Below are 19,972 nucleotides of genomic sequence, written 5' to 3' on the forward strand. Positions count from 1 at the left end.
CCGTGATCGTGGTTAGCGTTGTAAGCAGTTGCTTACAAACCGCCGAGCCGGGGGGTTTCCGGACAAATGACCACCACAGACGCCGAATTCATCGCCTACCCGTTCAACCAGGACACAGGACTCGAACTCGACGAGGCCTACGCCACCGCCCGCGCCGCCGAGGGCATGCTCCGCGTCCGCCTCCCGCACGGTGAGCCGACGTGGCTCGCCACCCGGTACGCGGACGCGCGGTTCGTCCTCGGTGACCGGCGGTTTTCCCGCGCGATGGCCACGGACAAGGACGAGCCGCGGATGGCGCCGGGCAGGCGCCCCGGCGGCATCCTGGCCATGGACCCGCCCGACCACACCCGGCTGCGCACGCTGGTCGCGAAGGCGTTCACCATGCGCCGCGTCGAACTGCTGCGGCCGCGCGTCGCGGACCTCGCGGCGGGCCTGATCGAGGACATGAAGGCCAAGGGACAGCCCGCTGACCTGGTCGAGGACTACGCGCTGCCGATCCCGGTCGCGGTGATCTGCGAACTGCTCGGCGTCCCCGTCGAGGACCGGCCGAAGTTCCGCGTGTGGAGCGACGCCGCGCTGTCGACCAGCCCGTTGACCACCGAAGAGATGATGGCCAACCAGGAAGAACTGCGGGCGTACATGCACGTGCTCGTCGAAGAGCACCGCGCCCGGCCCCAGGACGACCTGATGACCGCGCTGATCGAAGCGCGCGACGTCCGCGACAGGCTGAGCGAGCTGGAACTGGTCGACATGTGCATCGGCATCCTGATCGCCGGGCACGAGACCACCGCCAGCCAGATCCCCAACTTCGTCTACGCGCTGCTCGAGCAGCCGGAGCAGCTCGCCCGGCTGCGCGCGGACCTGGATCTGATCCCGGCCGCGGTCGAGGAACTGCTGCGGTTCGTCCCCCTGGGTGCCGGAGCCGGGTTCGCCCGCTACGCCACCGAAGACGTCCAAGTGGGTGACGTGCTGGTGAAGGAAGGCGAGCCGGTGATGGTCGCGATCGGTGCCGCCAACCGGGACGCGCTCCAGTTCAGCTCGGCGGAAACCCTCGAGTTCGGCAGGGAAGCCAACCCTCACCTCGGTTTCGGGCACGGCGTGCACCACTGTCTCGGTGCCCCGTTGGCCAGGCTGGAACTGCAGGAGGCGTTGAAGGCATTACTGCGAGATTTCCCCGGACTGCGCCTCGACGGCGATATCGTGTGGAAGACGCAGATGCTGGTGCGGGGACCCCGCTCCATGCCGATCGGATGGTGAGCATGAGCTGGAAAGTCGAGGTCGATGGCGGTACGTGCATCGGCTCGGGGATGTGCGCCGCCTTGGTGCCGGAGGTCTTCGAACTCGAAGGCGCGACGGCCAAGGCGGTCACGGGAGAGGTGAACCCGGACGAGATGGTCCTGGACGCGGCGGATTCCTGCCCCGCGATGGCCATCGAAGTGCTGGAAAAGGGCGAGGTGATCGGGCCGCGGCCCTGATGTTCGCTCGTTAATGCGTGGCGGTCGTCGGTGAACAGGCGTAGGACGACTGGGTGAGTGATGACGATTTGACCATCCGAACCCTGACCACCGACGATCTGCCCGCCTTCTCGGAACTGCTCGCGGGCGCCTTTCTCACCAATCCCACTGAGGGATTGAAACACCGCGAAGAGCTGGTGTTCGAGCCGGAGCGTACGCACGGTGTGTTCGACGGTGACGACCTCGTCGGAGCGGGTGAACTGCTCACTCGCAAGATCACCGTTCCCGGTGCCCGCCAGACGCCGCTGGCCGCGGTGACGTCGGTCGGTGTCGCCCCGGGGCACCGCAGGCGGGGTGTGCTCACCCGGATCATGCGGACGCAGTTGCACGGTCTGCACGAGGAGGGCGCCGAACCGATCGCCGCGCTGTGGGCGTCCGAGGCGGTCATCTACTCCCGGTTCGGTTACGGCCTCGCGGCGCAGTTCTACCGCGCGAAGGTACGCGCGAAGTCCGTGTTCCGGCCCGGCGTCGAACTCGAAGCCGAGCGGGTGCGCGAAATCGGGCGCGAGCAAGCGATCCCGCTGATCAGGGCGATCTACGAAAAGGAAGCGCCGCAGCGGGTCGGCGCGCTCGACAGGCCCGATTCGACCTGGGAGTTCGTTCTCGACGACCCCGAGTACCGGCGCCCCGGCGCGACCGCGCTGAAGTTCGCCGTCCTGCCGGACGGCTACGTGATCTACCGGGTGAAGAACGACTGGAACGAAGAAGGCCCGCAAGGCACGTTGACCGTGCAGGAACTGGTCGCGACCACGCCGGAGGCTTACGCGACGCTGTACCGCTTCCTGCTCGACTACGACCTGGTCGTCACGGTGGAGGCCTTCGCCGCCCTCGACGAACCGCTCATCCACCTGCTCGCCGACCCCCGCAAGATGACCCGATCCGCCGGTGACTCGCTGTGGGTCCGGCTGGTCGACGTCGATCGCGCCCTGGTCACCCGCCGCTACCGCGCTCCGGTGGATCTGGTGTTCGGTGTGCACGACGCGTTCTGCCCGTGGAACACCGGGAACTGGCGGTTCACCGCCGATGCCGAGGGGAACGCCGAGGTCACCCGAGTGGCGGACGCCCCGGATCTCGAACTGGACGTGATCGACCTCGGCGCGATCTTCCTCGGCGGGACGCGGCCGAGCACGCTGGCCGCTGCCGGGCGGATCAAGGAGCGGACCGCCGGGGCGGTTTCGCGGGCCACTGCGGCGTTCGCCACCGACCGTGAGCCGTCCTGTCTCGAATCCTTCTAGCGCGGCATTACCTGGCGGGTAATCGACTCGGCACGGCCTCGCTTGCCAGAGTGACCGAGTGCGAAGAATGAAGAGACTTTTTGGTGCGGCGGCCCTTTTGCTCGGCGCGACACTGGTGGAAAGCGGGACGGCGATGGCGGGAACGAGCGCGGGCTGTGGCGTCCTGGACCAGCTGGGAGACAGGGTCGAAGGCGCGGTTTCGCCGAGTGCCTGCGCCTTCATCACCCAGCAGACCGAATTCGGGGCGATGCGGTCGGACACGCCAGGAGAGCGGGAAGCCCGTGTCCGGTCGTACGGCAGGATCTTCGCCGCCGACGGCACCCTGGCGGAATCGGGAAGTGCCCCGCCTGTGCGCGGCAGGACGAATATCGAGGGCAACCTGCGGACCCTGCTGGGAGCCTTCCCGACCTTCCGGTTCACGCCGGTGAAGATCGTGGTCAGCGGCGAGACCGTGTTCTACGAAGCGGCCAACGAAGCGGTGATCCGCGGCGAGACGGTGCGGTACCCGGCCGTGTACCGCGTGGTGCTCAAGGACGGCGAGGTCGTCCAGGGTCGCCGCTACCACGATCGGACGGAATGGTTCCGCCCCATCGAAAAAGGCGCCCTCCGTGAACTGTTCGCCGGTGTCGCCGACGACTGTCCTCGAAAAGGACCGGCCTTCACCGGACCGGGGCTGACGGCGTCGGTGACGGACCCGGCCTGCCACGCCGCCTACCTCGGCAGGCTGGCGGGAGCGATGACCGACGTCCGCCTGAAGCCCGATCAGGTGGCGGCCGGTCCGCGCACGAGGTTCCAGGAGTACCGCGGAACCGTGCGGGCGAAGGGGCGGACGATCGACTTCGGGATGATCGTCGGCACCGGTCCCGGCCTGGTCCGCTACTACTTCGACACGCTGCCGCTGAATTACGACGACGCGGAGACGGCCGCCTTGTTCACCGAGCTGCTCACGGGCGCAGCACGCCCTGCTCGGTGACCACCGCGGTGACCAGCCCGAACGGCGTCACGTCGAAGGCCGGGTTGAACACCTCGGCGCCTTCGGGGGCGACCTTCGTGCCGCCGAAGCTCAGGACCTCGCCGGGATCGCGTTCCTCGATCACGATCCCGGCGCCGTCCGGCATCGCGGTGTCCACAGTGGATGAAGGGGCGACGACCACGAACGGGATCCCGTGGTGTTTCGCCGCGATCGCCAGCCCGTAGGTGCCGATCTTGTTGGCGACGTCGCCGTTGGCGGCGATCCGGTCGGCGCCGACGAGGACGCAGTCGACCAGGCCGCGGCTCATCGCGGCGGCGGCCGCGCCGTCGGGCTGGATCCGGTACGGGACACCGGCTTCGGCCAGTTCCCAGGCCGTCAGGCGGGCACCCTGCAACAGCGGCCGGGTCTCGTCGACCAGCACGGAGTCGACCAGGCCGCGAGCGTGCAGGTGCCAGACGACGCCGAGCGCGCTGCCCCAGGCGACCGTCGCGAGGTGGCCGGCGTTGCAATGGCTGAGCAACCGCAACGGCCGTCGCCCGCAGTGTTCGAGCACCACCGCGGCCGCCAGCCGGGAGGCCTCGTGATTGATCCGCTCGTCCTCGTCGAGGATCGCCAGCGCTTCGGTGAGGACGGCTTCCGGCCCTTCCGGGAGCTTCGCGAGCGCGCGGGAGACGCCCCAGCTCAGGTTGACCGCGGTCGGGCGGGCCTGGGAGACGCGCTCCGCCGCGGCCTCGACGTCACCGCCCGCGCGGGTCGCGAGCACCACACCGAGAGCCCCGGCCGCGCCGAGCGCCGGTGCCCCGCGGACCGCGAGCCGCTGGACGGCGTCGACGAGTTCGCCGACCGTGCGCAGTTCGAGCACGCGGTATTCGCCGGGAAGCGCGGTCTGGTCGATGATGGTGACCGCGTCGCCGGTCCAGTCGATCGTCCTGCGCATGGCTCCCCCGTGAAATCCGGTTGTCCGGCCGCGGCCGTCTCGATGAGGATGCGGCCGTGACCATTCAACGCCACCATCCGCCCGGTCTGCACCCCACGCCCACCTACCACCACGTGACCATCGTCGAAGGCCGCCGGGACGTCCACCTCGCCGGCCAGTGCCCGCTCACCGAAGACGGCAAGGTCGTCGAGGGCGACGTGCTCGCCCAGGTCGACCAGGTCGTCGCGAACACCGCCGCCGCGCTCGCCTTCGCCAAGGCGACCCCGGCCGACGTCGTGCGCACGGTGATCTACGTGGTGACGCCGGACGCCGACGTGCTTTCGGCCGTGTGGGACAGGTTCATCGAGTCGGAGATCGGGAAGGCTTTCACGACCGCGAGCACCCTGCTCGGCGTCGCGCAGCTCGGGTACCCCGGCCAGCTCGTCGAACTCGACGTCACCGCCGCCACGGCCTGAGCGTCTCCTCAAGGGGGTCGTGAGTGGCGATTCGGGTTAGAACACGAAGCGCCACTCACGACCCCTGCTCACCGGGACCTGGGAAACGGCGTCGTCAGGTGACGATCGTGACGACCGGATCCCCGGCCTTCGCGGCGCCGGCGAAGAAGGTCACGAGCTCGTCGTAGTAGCCCCGCACGTAGTCCAGCGCGTCGGGCTCGTCCCAGATCGACGGGTAGATGCCGTTGGCCTCGAGAGCCGAGAGCTCGACACCCCGCGAAAGCTGCTCGAACCCGGTCCGCGACAGCTCCGCGCCGACCTTCCCCACTTCTTCGGCCGTGAAGTACCGCGCCGGTCCGTCGCCGCCCTCTTCCCCCAGCAGCGTTCCGCCCAGTACGAAGTCGATCTCGATCCCGGCTCGCTCGGCCAGGAACCACAACGCGTGCCACGCCTTGTCGATGTCCACGGCCCGCTCGGTGTCCCTGGTCTTCTCCGCGTAGTCCCAGTACCGATCGGGCTCCTCGATCAGCTCCCGCAGTTCATCGGACGTGACGCGAAAGTACGCACCGCACATACCCATCGGTCAGAGACCCGCCATCAGATCGGTCTCGGTGATACCCGGCCCCTGGCCCGCGCGGATGAACCACTCGATGCCGAACGCCTGCGCGAAACCCTCGTCGGGCATCGCGAGGAAGAACGAGTCCTCACTGATCTGACTGGCGTGCGCGCGCATCGCGGCCCGCTTCTGGGGCAGGTACTCGTGGACGTCGACCCTCGCGGTCAGTACCGCTTCCGGCTTGCCGAACTCCGCACCGTCGTCGAAATCGGGGAGATCTTCGGCCTTCAACTGTCCGGTCCGCACCGCCTCCTCCATCCCGCGGCGCATCTCGTCACTGTTGCTCGTCGCCTCGTAGACCCGCGGCGTGCCCGCCAGCTCGGCCGCGCGCATGCCGACGCGGTGCACCTGGATGTGGTCCGGATGCCCGTAGCCGCCGTTGTCGTCGTACACGGTCAGGACGTCGGCCTGCTCCTCGCGCAGGATCTCGGCCAGCCGCTGCGCGGCCTCCTCGACGTCGGCCTGCCAGAACGTGCCGGGCACGTCGTTGCGCGGCTCGCCCATCATTCCGGAGTCGGTGTACCCCAGGAACTCCACGCGCTTGGCCCCCAGCACCTCGGCCGAAGCGTGCGTCTCCTGCACGCGGCGCTGCCACAGCTCCTCTCCGTCGTCGAGGAACCCGTCCGGCACCTCGCCGACCTCCCCCCTGGTCGCGACGACGAGCACAACACGGTGGCCTTCCTCGAAGGCCTTGCGCATGACGCCACCCGCGACGATGCACTCGTCGTCGGGGTGGGCGTGAAAACTCACCAATGTGGCCATGGTGGGGAAACTACCTGGGGGCACCGACATATTCCTCGTGAGTGGCGAGGACGGTTCTGGCGGACCCGTATTTGGCTGCCCTCTGGATCCTCATGTCGTCTCGGTGAGGTTGTTCTGGATGCCGATGTAGGCGAGTGGGGAAGATTTGGGACGGTGAACGTCCTAAATCTTCCCCACTCGGCTGCCGTCCGCAGGGGGTTGTGGGGTGACACGGTCTTGATCAACGGAGGATCGGGGACGTTGAGTGTCCCCGATCCTCCGTTGATCAAGCTCCGAGACCGGACCGACCCCCATCGACGATGAAGGATTTGGGACACTCAACGTCCCGATTCCTTCATCGTCGACACCTGGCACGCGCGTGAGCCGCCACCCCGATACCGGTCCGCTCTAACCGTCCTCACCACTCACGAGGCAGGGAAGGTGCGCCCCAGGAACTCCAGCGTCAGCGCCCAGGCCGCCGCGGCCGGCTCCGGCTGGTGGAACATCGGTGCGACATGGTTGTGGAACGCGTGCCCGGCGCCCTCGTGGACGTGGATCTCCGCACCGTCGTGAGAAGCGACCGCGTCGGCCAGACGACGCACCCCTTCGATGGCGATGTACGGATCCGCCCCGCCGAACTGGAACTGAACGGGGCAACTGATCTTGTCCAGCAAGGGAAGCTGATCCGGCACCCGCGATCCGTAGTACGAAACGGCGACGTCCGGGTCGCCCTCGGCGGCGGCCGCGTAGGCCATCGAGCCACCGAGGCAGAAGCCGAAGACGCCCGCGCGGCCGTCGGTTTCGGGCAGGGAGCGCAGCGCCGCCAGGGTCGCGAGGACGTCGGTGACAGCGCGTGCCGGGTCGAGCTTGCCGGCGACCTCCATCGACGCCGAGACGCCCGCTTCGTCGTGGGTGGCCGACCACCCGGGGGCGATCCGCCAGAACAGTTCGGGTACGGCGACGACGTAGCCGAGCGCGGCCAGGTCGGCGGCGACCGACTTGAGGTAGTCGTCGAGACCGAAGATCTCCTGGATCAGCACCAGGCCCGGGCCGGAGCCGGATTCGGGCAGCCAGAGCGGGGCGTCGAACGAGCCGTCGGCGACGGTCACCTCGGTCATCGGGTTCCTTCCAGTGCGCGCACGAGACAGTCCGCCACCAGGGCGGCCTGGGTGCCGTCGGGGTCGAGGTCGGGATCGAAGATGGTCAGCTCCAGCCCGGCGGCGCCGGGGATCGCGAGCAGACCGCGAAGAAGTTCGACGAGCCTGTCCGGGCTGAGCCCGCCGGGATCGGGACTGTCCACAGCGGACACGAACTCCGGGTCGAGGGTGTCGATGTCGATGTGGATCCAGAAACCGTCCAGCGGCGCGAAAATCTCGCGTGCGGCGGTCAGCGCGCCATCGGTGCCGGACGACATGATCTCTTGGCTGGTCACGATGCGAAGCCCGGCTTCCCGCGCCTCGGCGGACTCTTCCGCGCGAACGCCGAGCACGAGGACGTCTTCGTCGCGGACGTAGGGCGAAAGGCCGTCCACATCGGCCAGTTCCGGAGCGCCGCGGCCGGTCACGACGGCGAGCGCTTCACCGCCAACGTTGGCGACGAAGTCGGAGTTGCCGAGGTGCCGGAAGTCGTCGTGACCGTCGAAGTAGACGATGCCGAAGCGTCCTTCGCGACGCAGGGTCAGCATCGCGGCGAGCGCGATCGAGCAGTCGCCTCCGAGGACGACCGGGAAGCCGCCGTCCTCGCGGATCTTCGCGAGGCGACCGGCGAGGGCTGACGTGTAGTCCGCGACACCGGCCGCGTTCCGGACGCCGCCGTCCGGCGACCAGCCGGGCAGATACCGCGGCGGAGTGACGACGCCGCCGTCTGTCGCGCCCAATCGAGTGAGCAGGCCGTGATCACGCAGCGCGCCCGGCGCCTTGTAGCAGCCCGGGACCACTCCTTCGGCGGGCGGACGCAGTCCGAGATTCGACGGTGCGTCGAGCAGTACGAGATTCCCCATGCCCACACCGTAGTAGCGATCCCTGGTGCCGCGCCGTCCGTCCCTTTAGGTTGAAGGGATACGGAGGAGGCTCAATGGCGGAGCGGACGAAGTACATCCTCGACGAAGCAGACCTGCCGACCCGGTGGTACAACGTCATCCCGGATCTGCCGGAGCCGCCACCGCCGCCCCTGCATCCGGGCACGCGCGAGCCGATCGGCCCGGACGATCTCGCGCCGCTGTTCCCGCAGGCGCTCATCGCCCAAGAGGTCACGACCGAACGGTACGTCGACATCCCGGAGGAGGTCCTGGACGTCTACCGGCTCTGGCGTCCTTCGCCGCTGTTCCGCGCGAGGCGGCTGGAGAAGGCGCTCGGTACTCCCGCCCGCATCTACTACAAGTACGAAGGCGTCAGCCCGGTCGGCTCGCACAAGCCCAACACCGCCGTGCCGCAGGCGTTCTACAACGCGGCGGAAGGCGTCACCAGGCTGACCACGGAAACCGGCGCCGGGCAGTGGGGGAGCGCGCTCGCGTTCGCCTGCGCCACCTTCGGGCTCGAATGCGAGGTGTGGCAGGTCCGCGCTTCGTACGACCAGAAGCCGTATCGCAAGCTGATGATGGAGACGTTCGGCGCCACGGTGCACCCCAGCCCGTCGACGCTGACCGAATCCGGCCGCGCGATCCTGGCCGCCGATCCCGCGTCGACCGGGAGCCTCGGCATCGCGATCAGCGAGGCCGTCGAGCAGGCGGCGCAGGCGGAGGACACCCGCTACGCCCTCGGCAGCGTGCTCAACCATGTGCTGCTGCACCAGACGATCATCGGCGAAGAGGCGCTCAAGCAGTTCGAACTGGCCGGGGACACCCCGGACGTGCTCGTCGGCTGCACCGGCGGCGGCTCCAACTTCGGCGGGCTCGCCTTCCCGTTCCTGCGCGAGAAACTCGCCGGGCGGATGGACCCGGTGATCCGCGCGGTCGAACCGGCGGCCTGCCCCACGCTCACCCGGGGGAAGTACGCGTACGACTTCGGGGACACCGCCGGGTTGACGCCGTTGCTGAAGATGCACACCCTCGGTCACGACTTCATCCCCGACCCCATCCACGCCGGCGGCCTGCGTTACCACGGGATGTCACCGCTGATCTCGCACATCTACGAACTCGGGCTCATCGACGCGATCGCCATCGGGCAGGAGGACTGCTTCGCCGCGGGTGTCCAGTTCGCCCGCACGGAGGGCATCATCCCGGCACCCGAGCCGACGCACGCGCTCGCCGCTTGTATCCAGGAAGCGTTGCGGTGCAAGGAAACCGGCGAGGAGAAGGTGATCCTGACCGCGCTGTGCGGCCACGCGCACCTCGACCTCCCGGCGTACGGCGCGTACCTGGCGGGCGACATCGTCGACAACGCGCTGCCCGACTCCGTCCTCGAGAAGTCCCTCGCCGGCCTCCCCTGACCGCAATTAGTCCTCTAGTTGCGGTACTTGCACACGCATCTACCGCAACCAGAGGACGAATTGCCCATGGGAGAGGGGCGTCAGCCGGTGACTTGGTAGCCGGAGGTTCGGTTCCGCCCGGTGTTCTTGGCCTCGTAGAGCGCCCGGTCCGCGACGGCGATCACCGCGTCGAGGTCGGTCACGCCGGGCCGGTCGGCCAGCCCGATCGACACGGTCACGTGCTCCGGCAGGTCATCGGCCCGGCCCGCGATGCTCGACCGGATCCGCTCCGCGATCGCGTGGGCGTGCACGGCGGGCGTACCGGGCAGCAGGACGACGAACTCCTCGCCGCCGAACCGCCCGACCAGATCCGTGCCGCGCACCTCGGTGCGCAGCGTTTCCGCGATGGCGGCGAGATAGCGGTCGCCGACCAGGTGGCCGTGCCGGTCGTTGATCAGCTTGAACCGGTCGACGTCGAGCATCAGCAGGCTGGTGTGCCGCCCCGCGCGCCGCGCGCGGTCGAGTTCGTCGGACGCGGCCTCGCGCCACGCCTTGGCGTTGAGCAGCCCGGTCTTGGCGTCGCTGCGTGCCTGCCGTTTCAGCTGCCGCAGCAGCACGCCGCGGTGCAGCACCAGCGTGATCCCGACGACCAGCAGCAGCATCACCGGCCAGTCCCGCAGCGCCCACGCGACGATGATGCCGAGCGCGATCGTCGCCGTCTCGAGCGCGTACTCGAACGGCTTCGCCAGCGCCTCGCTCAGCCTTTCGTGCGGAGTGCCGTAGTAGACCGCGATCGTCATCAGCACGGTGTTGACCAGCAGGAACACCCCGCCCGCCGCGACCACCAGCCCGAACGAGCGGAGGTCGCGGGGGAGGACGTCGAACGGGACCGCGTACCGGGTGAGGAAGGCGTTGGCCGCGAAGCCCGAGAGCACGGTCGCCGACGTCGAGAACGTCCGCCGGAACAGCGGGTTCGGCTGGCCCCGGAACCAGCGGTAGAAGAACGACACCGCGATGACCAGCGCGGCGAGCCCGGGATGCACCAGCAGCACGGCGGCGAAGGTCCAGACACTGTCGAGCGAGATGTGCGGCGTGCCCGCGAACCGTTCCCGTACTCGCTCCACCGGCCGCGACAATTCCGTGTACAGCACGACGCTGGCGATGAGGATCGCGAAGGGGACGGCGTCACCCGGGGTGAACGGGACGAGGAGAAAAGTCCAGGCGGATCCGGCGATCGCCGCGACGTCCACCAGGAGGACGAAGCCGATCAAACCTCGATTGGGCAACCGCCACAGCGCCCAATTCGTTAGCGCCACGGTGACGAACGTAATCGGTTGGATACTAGGTGTCACTACGCTGTATGGGTAGGCGTGGGTGCACCACGCGTGACCGGGATCGGGACTCGGAGGGGGTGAGCTCCATGCGCGGGCAGAACTGGTGAATACCCGGTTCCGGTCAAAGGGGGTGAAGCGGGGCCACGTGGCGCCATGCCCGGGTGGCCGGAACAGCCACTACGAGACCGGCGAGTGCGATGACCGAGACCGTCGTCGCGGGTGAACCGAGTACGCCGACGAGCAGGCCGCCGGCGATCAGCCCGATTCCCTGCACGGCGATGAGTCCCGACCCGGCGAGGCCGAACGCCTGGCCTCGTTCGGTGTCGGGGACCAACCGCATGAACGTGGTGCTCGCGGTGACCTGGTAGGCCGCGCACATCCCGGACAGCACGAGCAGTCCGGCGGCGTAGGGGAGCGACGGCCGGAACCAGAACGCCGCGAGCGGCACGATCGCGCCCAGCGCCAGGATCCCGACCATCCGCAGCCGGACATCGGGGCGCACGAGGCGGCCCAGCACGAACACCCCGAGCACGATCCCCAGCGGATGCGCGGCGAGCAGCAGCCCCGCCGTCACCGCCCCGCCGCCGATCTCCGCGGCGTAGGGCACGGCGAGCCCTTCCGGCACGATCACGAACCCCGCGAGCCACGCCAGGCCGACCAGCGCGCGCAACCGGCGGTCGTGCCAGATCGTGCGGGCGCCCGCCGAAAGCCGCCGCAGGGTCGACGTCGCCGGTCCGGCGGCTCCCGTCGCGGGCCGGGCGCGGACACCGAGCCGCAGGACGATCGCCGAGATGCCGAACGTCACCGCGTCGAGCGCGAGTCCCCGGCCGGTCCCGACCGCGGCGATCACCGCGCCGCCCAGTGCGAAGCCGGCGAGCTGGCCGACCTGGTTGGTGATCTTCAGCAACGACTGGCCGAGCACGTAGGAGTCGCCGCTCAGCACCGACGGCAGGACGGCGGCCTGTGCGGCGGTGAACGGCGCGTTCGCCAGCTGCACCACCACCAGGACGGCGGCGAGCACGGGCAGCGGGATGCCGGGAATGGCGAGGACCGCGACCAGGAGCGCCCGGACGACGTCGGAGCAGACCATCACCGCGCGGCGCGGGAACCGGTCCGCGAGGCCGCCGAGCAGCGGTCCGCCGATCAGGTCGGGAAGGTAGGTGAGCGCGTAGGTCAGCGCGGGCCAGGTCGCCGACTGGGTCCGCTGGAACACCAGCACCGAGAGGGCGACCCTGGCCACCTGGTCGCCGAGGATCGACTGGAGCTCCGCGAACCAGATCGCCCGCAGTTCACCGACCGCGAGGATCTGCCGGAAGGTCGCCTTCGAGGTCACGAGGTGGCCACCCCCGTTCGGTCGGGTCGGCCACTCAGCGTACCTTCCCGGACGCGCTCGGTGAACACGTCCGGGGGGAAATTACTCCGTACCGCAGGTGATTTTCGGCTGCGGGTTGTAGTGCACGTTCCGGGTGTGGCGCCGGACCTCGCGGCCGCTCGCGGCGTCCTTGATGACCCGGGTGTCCGACGTGGTGAAGCCGGGCGCGCCGTTGCTGGGCTTGCAGTTCTCGGCGGGGCCGGGCTTCGTCGGCGGCTCGGACGGGTTGGTGCGGCCGCCCGGGATCGACTCCACGGTGTACTTCTTGGTGCCCCACAGCCGGATCGTGATGTCCGAGGGCGACCAGATGGTCTGGATCGCGACGCCGGTGTCACCGTCGTTGGTGAACTTCAGGTCGATGACGCTGCCGCCGCCGTGGTTCTGGAACACCGTCGCCTCGCGCGCGGCGGGGTAGCGGCTGATGTAGTAGCTGTGTTCCTTGTGCTCGGTGTCCTTCATGCCGGCGAAGTACGAGGCGTTGTACAGCGTGGTCGCGAACTGCGAGATCCCGCCGCCGACCTCGCGGCCGGGCGCGCCGTCCTTGATGACCCCGGCCTCGACGTAGCCCTGCGCCGCGCCGCGCGGCCCGGTGAACCCGTTGAGGCTGAAGGTCTCGTTCGGCTTCACGATGGCGCCGTTGACCTTCTGCGCCACGACCCGGATGTTCGTCCCCGAGTCCGCGGCGAACCCGCCGGTCTTGAACTCGCTGACGACCTCCTTGATGCCGAGCTGGTTCGCCTGCTCGGTGGTCACCTTGGCGGGGGTCTTCTTGTAGGTCACCGGCAGGTCGCGGGCACCGGTGCGCTTGAGCACGTCGAGCACCGGCTTCAGGCTCGGCTCCCAGTCGACGACGTTGGCGTCCTCGGAGGGCTGGACGGTCGGCTTGCCGCCTTCGAAGACGATCTGCGCGTCCTTGCCCTCCTTCTCGGTGGACTTCAGCTGCGGACCCGCGGCCTCGATGATCTTGTTGTTGTCGACCTTCGGGTTCAGCACGCCGCCGTCGACGGGCTCGAAGGTGAGCGCGCCCGCGATGGCGTCCGGCTTGACGGTCGCGTCCTTGCCCTCGCCCTTGATCACGATCGGCGCCGCCACGGCGGGCTTCGCGACCTGCTCGAGAGCGGCGTGGACGGCTTCCGGCGAGACCTTGACCGGGGTCTGGGTGACCGCGAGGGTGAGCGGCTCGCCGCTGGCCCAGCGGTCCAGGATCGTCTTCTTGGCAGCCTCGAGGTCGAGCTTCTGCCCGGTCTTCGGCTCGACGGCGACCGGCCTGGCCTCCTCGAAGCGGACGGTGCCCTCGACGGGGTCGCGGTCGATCTTGTCGCGCAGGTTCTCCAGCGCGGGAGTGAGCTTGGCGTCCTCGGTCTGCGTGACGACGCCGACCTCGGTGGTGGTGAAGAACGACGCGATCCGTGTGAACGGGTTCAGCGGCTGATCGCCCGCCTGGTCGAGGGTGGCGGGCCAGTCGAGGCGGAGGCCCGCCGCCGTCGGCGCCAGCGACTCCTCGGTGTCGCCCGCGACGACCTTCACCGGCCGGGTCAGCCGCGGCTCGATGCCACCCCTGAGTTCCTTCTCGGCGGCCGCGCGGTCCATCCCGCCGACGTCGACTCCGGCGACGGTGACGCCGCGGGGGACGCTGCCCTGGGAGACCAGCACGTCGAGGGCATACACGACGACCAGCAGGCCGAACACGCCGCCGCCGATGAGGGCGGCCTTGCGATAGCTGCGACGGCGTTTCGGTGGCGCGGGCTCCTGCGGCGTGGCAGACTCCGCGAACCCGGGCGTGACGACCGGGAGAATGTCCGTCTGCTCGGCATGGGACTCGGGCCAGCGCGGTTCCTGCGGCAACTCTCCACCCTCCACGGTCCGGCGAGCACGCCGGACGTCGTGATCGAACATCCGGGCCTTCCACGCGTTCCGGACGTACGTTCAAGATACGGGGCGCGTTTTGTGGGCTTGCAACTCGCCCGGTTGGGTGAGCGGTCACTCCGTCGGGTGGTCACTGGGCGTCAGTTTCCGGGTTTTCATCACTCTGGCGAGAAAGTCGAAGTCACAGCCCTGGTCTGCTTGCGTGATGTGTTCGGCCCGCAACTCGCCGTAACCCCGTTCGGGTCCAGTGTGGACGCTCCAATTCGGACAGTTCAGTCTGGCATCTCAGATATGATTACCCGATGTCATCGATGCGCCTGCTGCTCATCGCCGACACGCATCTTCCGCCGCGGGCGAAGGTGTTGCCGGATCAGGTCTGGCGCGAGGTCGACGCGGCGGACGTCGTCGTCCACGCCGGCGACTGGGTCGAGGTCGCTCTGCTGGACGAACTCGAGGCCCGGAGCAAGCGGCTCATCGGGGTCTACGGCAACAACGACGGCGCGGAGCTGCGGGCGCGGCTTCCCGAGGTCGCGCGCGCCGAACTCGACGGCGTCCGCCTGGCGGTCGTCCACGAAACCGGCGGCAAGCAGGGGCGCGAGCGTCGCTGTGACGAGCTCTTCCCGGACACCGACGTCCTCGTTTTCGGGCACAGTCACATCCCTTGGGACACGGTCACGCCGAAGGGGCTGCGGCTGCTGAACCCCGGCTCGCCGACCGATCGGCGCCGTCAGCCGTTCTGCACGTATCAGACCGCCGAGATCCGCGACGGCGAGCTGTGCGACGTCGCTCTGCATGAGCTGCCTCTTCGCCGCTGACGGGGTAGACAGGTAGCCATGGAACCGGCGCAGGCGTTGAGGGAGATCGCGTTCCGGCTGGAGCGCGCGGGCGAGCCGACCTACCGGGTGCGGGCCTTCCGGCAGGCGGCCGCGGTGATCGCCAAGGTCAAGCCGGACGACCTGCGCAAACGTGCCGAGGCCGGGACGCTGACCGCGTTGCCGAATATCGGCAAGGCGACCGCGGCCGTCGTCGAAGACGTCCTCGCCGGGCGTCGTCCCGCGTACTTCGAGAAGCTCGGCGAGCCGAAGCTGCCCGACGGCGGTCCGATGCGGGCTGCGTTGCGCGGCGACTGCCACACCCATTCGGACTGGTCCGACGGCGGGAGCCCGATCGAGGAGATGGCCGAGGCCGCCCGCGCGCTCGGGCACGAATGGATGGTGCTGACGGATCACTCGCCGCGGTTGACCGTCGCCAACGGCCTCTCGCCCGAACGGCTGCGGCGGCAGATGGACGTCGTCGCGGAACTGAACGAGACGATGGCGCCGTTCCGGATCCTGCACGGCATCGAGGTCGACATCCATCTCGACGGCACGCTGGACCAAGAGGAAGACCTGCTGGAGCAACTGGACTTCGTCGTCGCGAGCGTGCATTCGAAACTGCGGATGCCCGCGAAGGAGATGACGCCGCGGATGCTCGCGGCCGTGCGGCATCCGCGGGTGCGGGTGCTGGGGCACTGCACCGGGCGGCTGGTGATGGGGGCGCGCGGGAAGCGGCCCGAATCGGAGTTCGACGCGGAGGCGGTGTTCACCGCGTGCCGGGACAACGGGGTCGCCGTCGAGATCAACTCGCGTCCCGAGCGCCGGGATCCGCCGACGCGGCTGCTGAACCTGGCCGTGGACCTGGGCTGCGAGTTCGCGATCGACAGTGACGCTCACGCGCCGGGCCAGCTGGACTGGCTGGTCTACGGCTGCGCGCGGGCCACCGAGCTGGGGATCGAGCCGGACCGGGTGATCAACACGCGGACCGCCGAGGACCTGCTGGCCTCGTGAGTGGCAAGGGCGGTTCTAACCGTCCTTGCCACTCACGAGGTGGAGCGTCAGTTGATCTCGAACGGGTCCCCGTAGACCTTCCACTTCAGCGGGGTGTGCAGGTCGAGGTTGCCCGCGTCGAGCCACACCAGCTGCGCGGTGTCGATCCGCGAGGTGTCCGCGTGCGCCTCTTCCTGCTTCATGACCACGCGCCGCGCGTCGAGGAACGCCCTGAGATACGCCGTTTCGTCGCCGCCCTGGGACGGCGGCCGGGCCGACTGGAGCGCGGTGGAGCGGATGCCGCCGAAGCTGTCCTGGCTGGTCCCCGGGCCGTGCATCACGATGGCGTCGTAATAGATGAACTGGCCCAGCGCGCCCAGACCGTCCGATTTCGCCTGATTCACCGACGGGTCGAAATAGACGCGGTCGCGTTCGCCGTTCTGCGCGGATTGGAAGTCGGAGCGCGCGGCGGCCTCCCGCCACGCGTTTTCGAAACCGCTGCCGAGGCCTTCGTGCGAATCGCTGCCGTCGACTTCGCGTAGTGCGGGGAGGTATTCCGCCAACGGGTTGTCGGGAACCGAATTCGTGTACCGCTCAACGAGATCGAGCATGTCGCCGGTGCCGGAACAGAACCCGATGATGCCGGCGGTGTACCCGCGTCCGTCGCCGATGTCCTCGATGTACTGATACTGCGCTTTCCATTCCAGTGAAGAGTTTTCCGCGCTGGAGACGATCTGCATCGCGATCTCCTTCTTCTCCGGCGAAGCGAGGTCGCCACCGGAGGCGAAGATCGACGACGTCGCCGGAGCGGGCTCGGCGGAGGCGAACGAGGAGATCGCGACCGGGCCGGAAACGGCGAGAGCGAGGACGGAGACCGCGCCGAGAGCGCGGCGCATCGCGGGCCGCAGGGCGTTACTCATGAAAGGTGTCCCTTTCCACAGAGAATTGTCATTTTCTGTCAGGGTGTTGCTGCGGCGTGCCGACACGATAACCACGGGTGACAGTTTCCGGCAAGGGGGTCGGGTGGTTAAAGATTCTTGCGCAGCAAAGCCGACCCCAGCGGGGTGAGGTGGTGCCGCACCGTGTTGCCGTGGCGCACGCTGAGCACGAGACCCGCTTCACGCAGCACGGTGGAGTGCTGACTCGCCGAGGACACGGAGATCCCGGCGCGGCGCGCGAGATCGCCGGTGCGCCCGCCGCCCGCGATCGTCTCCAGCACGGCGGCGCGGGTGTGCCCCAGCAGCGCGGACAGGGCGGAGCCCTGGTCATGGGGTGCCACGTCGGGAAGGTGTTGTTCGACGGGGTACACGAGCACCGGCACCTCGTCGTTCGCGACCAGGGTCACCCCGGTCCGCCAGCAGAAGAACGACGGGATGAGCAGCAGTCCCCGCCCGCCGAGGTGAAGGTCGTGGGATACCGGGTAGTCGACCTCGAGCACCGGCGCCTTCCACCGCATCGCGGAGGAGAGCCCGCGCAACAGCCCTTCGACGCCGTCGGAGAGAAGTACCTGTGCTTGCCTCGCCCGCTGACGCTCGAAGCACGCGAGGATGTCGTTCCACACCGGCTCGATCGCCGCACGGTGGTACGACCGGACCGCTCGCGCCAGCGCGCCGAGCGCGGCCGGGTTGGCATCGCCGAGGTCCCGCGCCCACGGCGTCGGTCGCCGGGATCGGGCCAGTGCCGCCAGATCCCGGCGCAACGCGAAGCGACGGGTGCCGCACAACAGTTCCAGCTGATCTTCGAGATCCTCGCCGGAAGGGGTGAGGAAATCGGGGAAGTACCCGCTGGGCGGGACCAAGGTCAGCAACGGGCCCGCCGCCTTCGGGAGCCGTCGGCGGACCGCGCACCGCCATTTCCGCACCGGCAGACCACCGTCACCACGCTGCAGCCGGTGCAGGCTCAGCGTCGTCTCCCACAGCGGATCCGGCCTCGCCGCGACCCTGACCCTGGCCAGATCCTCCCCGGAAAAATGTACGCGCAGCACAAGCTTCCCCCTCCCCGTCCCCCGAGGGAATTAATGCACGAACAGCGCGTCGTGGCGATGTTTCAGCCAGAACTAAAACTGCGACGGCCGCTTCGCCGGGCCTGACACGGTTCGTGGGGCAAGAGGAGCAAGACCACTGTTCGATCCGAGGGGATGATCATGAATTTCAAGAAGTTCGGCCTGGCCGCCACGGGTGCGGCGATGGCTTTCGGGTCGCTGTTCGCGGCCACGCCCGCCACGGCGGCACAGGATGCCGAGGCGGCGACCAAGAGTTGGCAGGTGAAGTGTCGGCAGGTGCAGTACAACGAATCGATCCCGGGAGGGTGGACCGAGTTCTGGGCCAGCTGCAGCGGGAACACCGTCACGATCACCGGCAAGGTGTACGACAGCGCGGCCGACAACCGCTGCATCGTGCTCAAGGTCTATTGGCCGAGCGAGAATCGCTGGGACTCCAGCCGGAAGGCCTGTCCCAAGAACACGAATCAGAAGATCACCTTCACCGGGCTCAAGGCGGCGAATGCGTGGGCGCACCTGTCCTCGGTCGCGGCGGGTAGCTGACCCTCGGTCACGCGTGAGGCAGGATCGTGAAGCGCAGGCCGGCGTCGCTCAGCCTGTCGATCAGCGCCTGCCCCATCGCGCTCGCCGTGGTCACCTGCCCGGCCGTCATGGGCAGCTCGTCCAGCGCCAGGCACAGGGCGGACTCGCCGAGCATCTTCGCGGTCTCGCCGTAGCCCGGATCGCCACCGGACACCTCGGTCACGACGCGCTCACCGCCACTCTCGGCATAGAACCGCACGGAGAACCACGACCGGGCCCGCCTGGCCTCGTCGGGCCCGCCGCCGGGCTTCAGCAGCTTCGACAGCGCCCGCCGCGCGGGCGGGATCTGGGCGGCGCCGAAGACGAGACCCATTCCGGCGGCACCGGCGGCCACCATCGGAAGCCGTTTGACCGCCGCGTAATGCCGGTAGGTGAAGTCGGGGCCGTACGCGGGGAGCGCGGCGGCGGAGCGTTCGACGATCATCGGGTCGATGGTCGGCAGCGGTACCGCCCAGAAACCGTCGGGGCTGCGATGCGGGGTGCCGAGCGGGGCACGCGCCCGGCGGCCCTCCGGTCGCGGTTCGGCCGCGGCGCGGTCCCGGGCGGCACGGAAACTCGAAGGCAGGCGGGAGAACGCGGTCAGCGCGGAAAGGAACGTGCCGCCCGACGGGAGCGCGCCCGCGCGCACGTAGCCGTCGATCCGGATCGGTTTCCCTTGGGGCAGATGGGAAACCGTGAAGAGGGCGCCGAGGTCGTGCGGGATGGAATCGAAACCGCACGCGTGCACAAGCCGTGCGCCCGTCTCGGCCGCGCGGGCGTGGTGGGCGACGTACATCCTGTCGACGAACTCGGGCTCGCCGCACAGATCGGCGTAGTCGGTCCCGGCATCGGCGCACGCGGCGACCAGCGGCTCTCCGTAATGGACATACGGGCCGACCGTGGTGGCGACGACCTTCGTGGACTCCGCGACCTTCCGCAGCGAGTCCACATCGGAGACGTCGGCCCGCAGCAGTGGTAAGGCGCCGAAGTCCGCGTTGAGCGAGAAAAGCTTTTCCCGCAACGCTTCCAGCTTGCCGGGATCGCGTCCGGCCAAGGCGAGGCGCAGGCCGGGTGGCGCGGTGCGCGCGAGGTACTCCGCTGTCAGTCCACCGGTGAACCCGGTGGCGCCGAACAGCACGACGTCGTGATCACGGCCGGTGGGCATGGCGTCACCCTACCG

General features: G+C 69.0%; 20 protein-coding genes. 9 read left to right on the forward strand and 11 right to left on the reverse strand.

Translation table 11 applies throughout. The features are described 5' to 3' along the window. Positions 1-66 precede the first annotated feature (66 nt). The 4 genes from ACZ5IK_RS21730 (at position 67) to ACZ5IK_RS21745 (ending at position 3,722) form a co-directional block, all read left to right on the forward strand. Positions 67-1,257, forward strand: a complete 1,191-nt coding sequence (locus tag ACZ5IK_RS21730; RefSeq protein WP_465489293.1) for a cytochrome P450 — start codon at positions 67-69, stop codon at positions 1,255-1,257. A gap of 2 nt (positions 1,258-1,259) precedes the next feature. After that, positions 1,260-1,475, forward strand: coding sequence for a ferredoxin (locus ACZ5IK_RS21735; protein WP_410603972.1), 216 nt, complete (start codon positions 1,260-1,262; stop codon positions 1,473-1,475). Between the two features lie 53 nt (positions 1,476-1,528). Further along, complete coding sequence (locus ACZ5IK_RS21740) at positions 1,529-2,749, forward strand: GNAT family N-acetyltransferase (RefSeq protein WP_465489294.1); 1,221 nt, start codon at positions 1,529-1,531, stop codon at positions 2,747-2,749. 67 nt (positions 2,750-2,816) lie between these two features. After that, entirely contained in the window at positions 2,817-3,722 is a 906-nt protein-coding gene (locus tag ACZ5IK_RS21745) for a nuclear transport factor 2 family protein (protein WP_465489295.1), read from the forward strand. Here ACZ5IK_RS21745 and mtnA read toward each other — a convergent pair. Next, entirely contained in the window at positions 3,694-4,659 is a 966-nt protein-coding gene (gene mtnA, locus ACZ5IK_RS21750) for an S-methyl-5-thioribose-1-phosphate isomerase (RefSeq protein ID WP_465489296.1), read from the reverse strand. The genes ACZ5IK_RS21745 and mtnA overlap by 29 nt on opposite strands. A gap of 56 nt (positions 4,660-4,715) precedes the next feature. Here mtnA and ACZ5IK_RS21755 point away from each other — a divergent pair, with 56 nt between their 5' ends. Continuing rightward, positions 4,716-5,114 (forward strand): RidA family protein, encoded by a 399-nt coding sequence (locus tag ACZ5IK_RS21755; protein WP_465489297.1) that lies wholly within the window; start codon positions 4,716-4,718, stop codon positions 5,112-5,114. Between the two features lie 94 nt (positions 5,115-5,208). On the opposite strand, the gene ACZ5IK_RS21760 is transcribed toward ACZ5IK_RS21755, so the two are convergent. The 4 genes from ACZ5IK_RS21760 to ACZ5IK_RS21775 all read right to left on the reverse strand — a co-directional run bounded on the left by ACZ5IK_RS21760 (position 5,209) and on the right by ACZ5IK_RS21775 (position 8,449). Then, positions 5,209-5,673 carry a YfbM family protein gene (locus ACZ5IK_RS21760; protein ID WP_465489298.1) on the reverse strand — a complete coding sequence of 155 codons (465 nt, stop codon included), beginning with the start codon at positions 5,671-5,673 and terminating at the stop codon, positions 5,209-5,211. 3 nt (positions 5,674-5,676) lie between these two features. After that, positions 5,677-6,471 (reverse strand): PIG-L family deacetylase, encoded by a 795-nt coding sequence (locus ACZ5IK_RS21765; protein ID WP_101605779.1) that lies wholly within the window; start codon positions 6,469-6,471, stop codon positions 5,677-5,679. Between the two features lie 404 nt (positions 6,472-6,875). Beyond that, entirely contained in the window at positions 6,876-7,568 is a 693-nt protein-coding gene (locus ACZ5IK_RS21770; RefSeq protein WP_465489299.1) for a dienelactone hydrolase family protein, read from the reverse strand. Next, the gene (locus ACZ5IK_RS21775; protein ID WP_465489300.1) at positions 7,565-8,449 is read right to left on the reverse strand and encodes an arginase family protein; all 885 of its coding nucleotides are present in this window, start codon (positions 8,447-8,449) and stop codon (positions 7,565-7,567) included. The genes ACZ5IK_RS21770 and ACZ5IK_RS21775 overlap by 4 nt, the downstream gene beginning before the upstream one ends. Positions 8,450-8,523: 74 nt before the next feature. Here ACZ5IK_RS21775 and ACZ5IK_RS21780 point away from each other — a divergent pair, with 74 nt between their 5' ends. Next, entirely contained in the window at positions 8,524-9,876 is a 1,353-nt protein-coding gene (locus tag ACZ5IK_RS21780) for a TrpB-like pyridoxal phosphate-dependent enzyme (RefSeq protein WP_410664750.1), read from the forward strand. Between the two features lie 80 nt (positions 9,877-9,956). Here the strand turns inward: ACZ5IK_RS21780 and ACZ5IK_RS21785 are convergent, their stop codons facing one another. The 3 genes from ACZ5IK_RS21785 to ACZ5IK_RS21795 all read right to left on the reverse strand — a co-directional run bounded on the left by ACZ5IK_RS21785 (position 9,957) and on the right by ACZ5IK_RS21795 (position 14,457). Continuing rightward, the gene (locus ACZ5IK_RS21785) at positions 9,957-11,171 is read right to left on the reverse strand and encodes a GGDEF domain-containing protein (RefSeq protein ID WP_465489301.1); all 1,215 of its coding nucleotides are present in this window, start codon (positions 11,169-11,171) and stop codon (positions 9,957-9,959) included. A gap of 139 nt (positions 11,172-11,310) precedes the next feature. Then, positions 11,311-12,522: an MFS transporter gene (locus ACZ5IK_RS21790; protein ID WP_465489302.1), complete on the reverse strand. Its 1,212-nt coding sequence runs from the start codon at positions 12,520-12,522 to the stop codon at positions 11,311-11,313. A gap of 81 nt (positions 12,523-12,603) precedes the next feature. Then, the gene (locus tag ACZ5IK_RS21795; protein ID WP_465489303.1) at positions 12,604-14,457 is read right to left on the reverse strand and encodes a VanW family protein; all 1,854 of its coding nucleotides are present in this window, start codon (positions 14,455-14,457) and stop codon (positions 12,604-12,606) included. Between the two features lie 281 nt (positions 14,458-14,738). Between ACZ5IK_RS21795 and ACZ5IK_RS21800 the strand changes: the two genes are divergently transcribed. Continuing rightward, entirely contained in the window at positions 14,739-15,242 is a 504-nt protein-coding gene (locus ACZ5IK_RS21800) for a metallophosphoesterase family protein (protein ID WP_465489385.1), read from the forward strand. Between the two features lie 18 nt (positions 15,243-15,260). Next, entirely contained in the window at positions 15,261-16,253 is a 993-nt protein-coding gene (locus ACZ5IK_RS21805; RefSeq protein ID WP_465489304.1) for a PHP domain-containing protein, read from the forward strand. 47 nt (positions 16,254-16,300) lie between these two features. Here ACZ5IK_RS21805 and ACZ5IK_RS21810 read toward each other — a convergent pair whose 3' ends face one another. Both ACZ5IK_RS21810 and ACZ5IK_RS21815 read right to left on the reverse strand, forming a co-directional pair. Continuing rightward, entirely contained in the window at positions 16,301-17,152 is an 852-nt protein-coding gene (locus ACZ5IK_RS21810) for a chitosanase (protein ID WP_465489305.1), read from the reverse strand. Positions 17,153-17,259: 107 nt separating this feature from the next. After that, positions 17,260-18,216: an ArsR/SmtB family transcription factor gene (locus ACZ5IK_RS21815; protein ID WP_465489306.1), complete on the reverse strand. Its 957-nt coding sequence runs from the start codon at positions 18,214-18,216 to the stop codon at positions 17,260-17,262. 159 nt (positions 18,217-18,375) lie between these two features. Here ACZ5IK_RS21815 and ACZ5IK_RS21820 point away from each other — a divergent pair, with 159 nt between their 5' ends. Next, complete coding sequence (locus tag ACZ5IK_RS21820) at positions 18,376-18,774, forward strand: hypothetical protein (protein WP_465489307.1); 399 nt, start codon at positions 18,376-18,378, stop codon at positions 18,772-18,774. Positions 18,775-18,781: 7 nt separating this feature from the next. On the opposite strand, the gene ACZ5IK_RS21825 is transcribed toward ACZ5IK_RS21820, so the two are convergent. Then, on the reverse strand, positions 18,782-19,957 hold the full coding sequence (locus ACZ5IK_RS21825; protein WP_465489308.1) for a saccharopine dehydrogenase family protein: 1,176 nt from the start codon (positions 19,955-19,957) through the stop codon (positions 18,782-18,784). Positions 19,958-19,972 lie beyond the last annotated feature (15 nt).

This window comes from Amycolatopsis sp. NPDC031561 (genome assembly GCF_055580625.1).

Coding starts and splice junctions, on each gene's coding strand:
- ACZ5IK_RS21775 (WP_465489300.1), bottom strand. CDS start 8,449: ATGGGGAATCTCGTACTGCTCGACGCACCGTCGAATCTCGGACTGCGT.
- ACZ5IK_RS21770 (WP_465489299.1), bottom strand. CDS start 7,568: ATGACCGAGGTGACCGTCGCCGACGGCTCGTTCGACGCCCCGCTCTGG.
- ACZ5IK_RS21800 (WP_465489385.1), top strand. CDS start 14,739: ATGCGCCTGCTGCTCATCGCCGACACGCATCTTCCGCCGCGGGCGAAG.
- ACZ5IK_RS21760 (WP_465489298.1), bottom strand. CDS start 5,673: ATGGGTATGTGCGGTGCGTACTTTCGCGTCACGTCCGATGAACTGCGG.
- ACZ5IK_RS21805 (WP_465489304.1), top strand. CDS start 15,261: ATGGAACCGGCGCAGGCGTTGAGGGAGATCGCGTTCCGGCTGGAGCGC.
- ACZ5IK_RS21795 (WP_465489303.1), bottom strand. CDS start 14,457: ATGTTCGATCACGACGTCCGGCGTGCTCGCCGGACCGTGGAGGGTGGA.
- ACZ5IK_RS21825 (WP_465489308.1), bottom strand. CDS start 19,957: ATGCCCACCGGCCGTGATCACGACGTCGTGCTGTTCGGCGCCACCGGG.
- ACZ5IK_RS21765 (WP_101605779.1), bottom strand. CDS start 6,471: ATGGCCACATTGGTGAGTTTTCACGCCCACCCCGACGACGAGTGCATC.
- ACZ5IK_RS21820 (WP_465489307.1), top strand. CDS start 18,376: ATGAATTTCAAGAAGTTCGGCCTGGCCGCCACGGGTGCGGCGATGGCT.
- ACZ5IK_RS21735 (WP_410603972.1), top strand. CDS start 1,260: ATGAGCTGGAAAGTCGAGGTCGATGGCGGTACGTGCATCGGCTCGGGG.
- ACZ5IK_RS21730 (WP_465489293.1), top strand. CDS start 67: ATGACCACCACAGACGCCGAATTCATCGCCTACCCGTTCAACCAGGAC.
- ACZ5IK_RS21780 (WP_410664750.1), top strand. CDS start 8,524: ATGGCGGAGCGGACGAAGTACATCCTCGACGAAGCAGACCTGCCGACC.
- ACZ5IK_RS21745 (WP_465489295.1), top strand. CDS start 2,817: ATGAAGAGACTTTTTGGTGCGGCGGCCCTTTTGCTCGGCGCGACACTG.
- mtnA (WP_465489296.1), bottom strand. CDS start 4,659: ATGCGCAGGACGATCGACTGGACCGGCGACGCGGTCACCATCATCGAC.
- ACZ5IK_RS21810 (WP_465489305.1), bottom strand. CDS start 17,152: ATGAGTAACGCCCTGCGGCCCGCGATGCGCCGCGCTCTCGGCGCGGTC.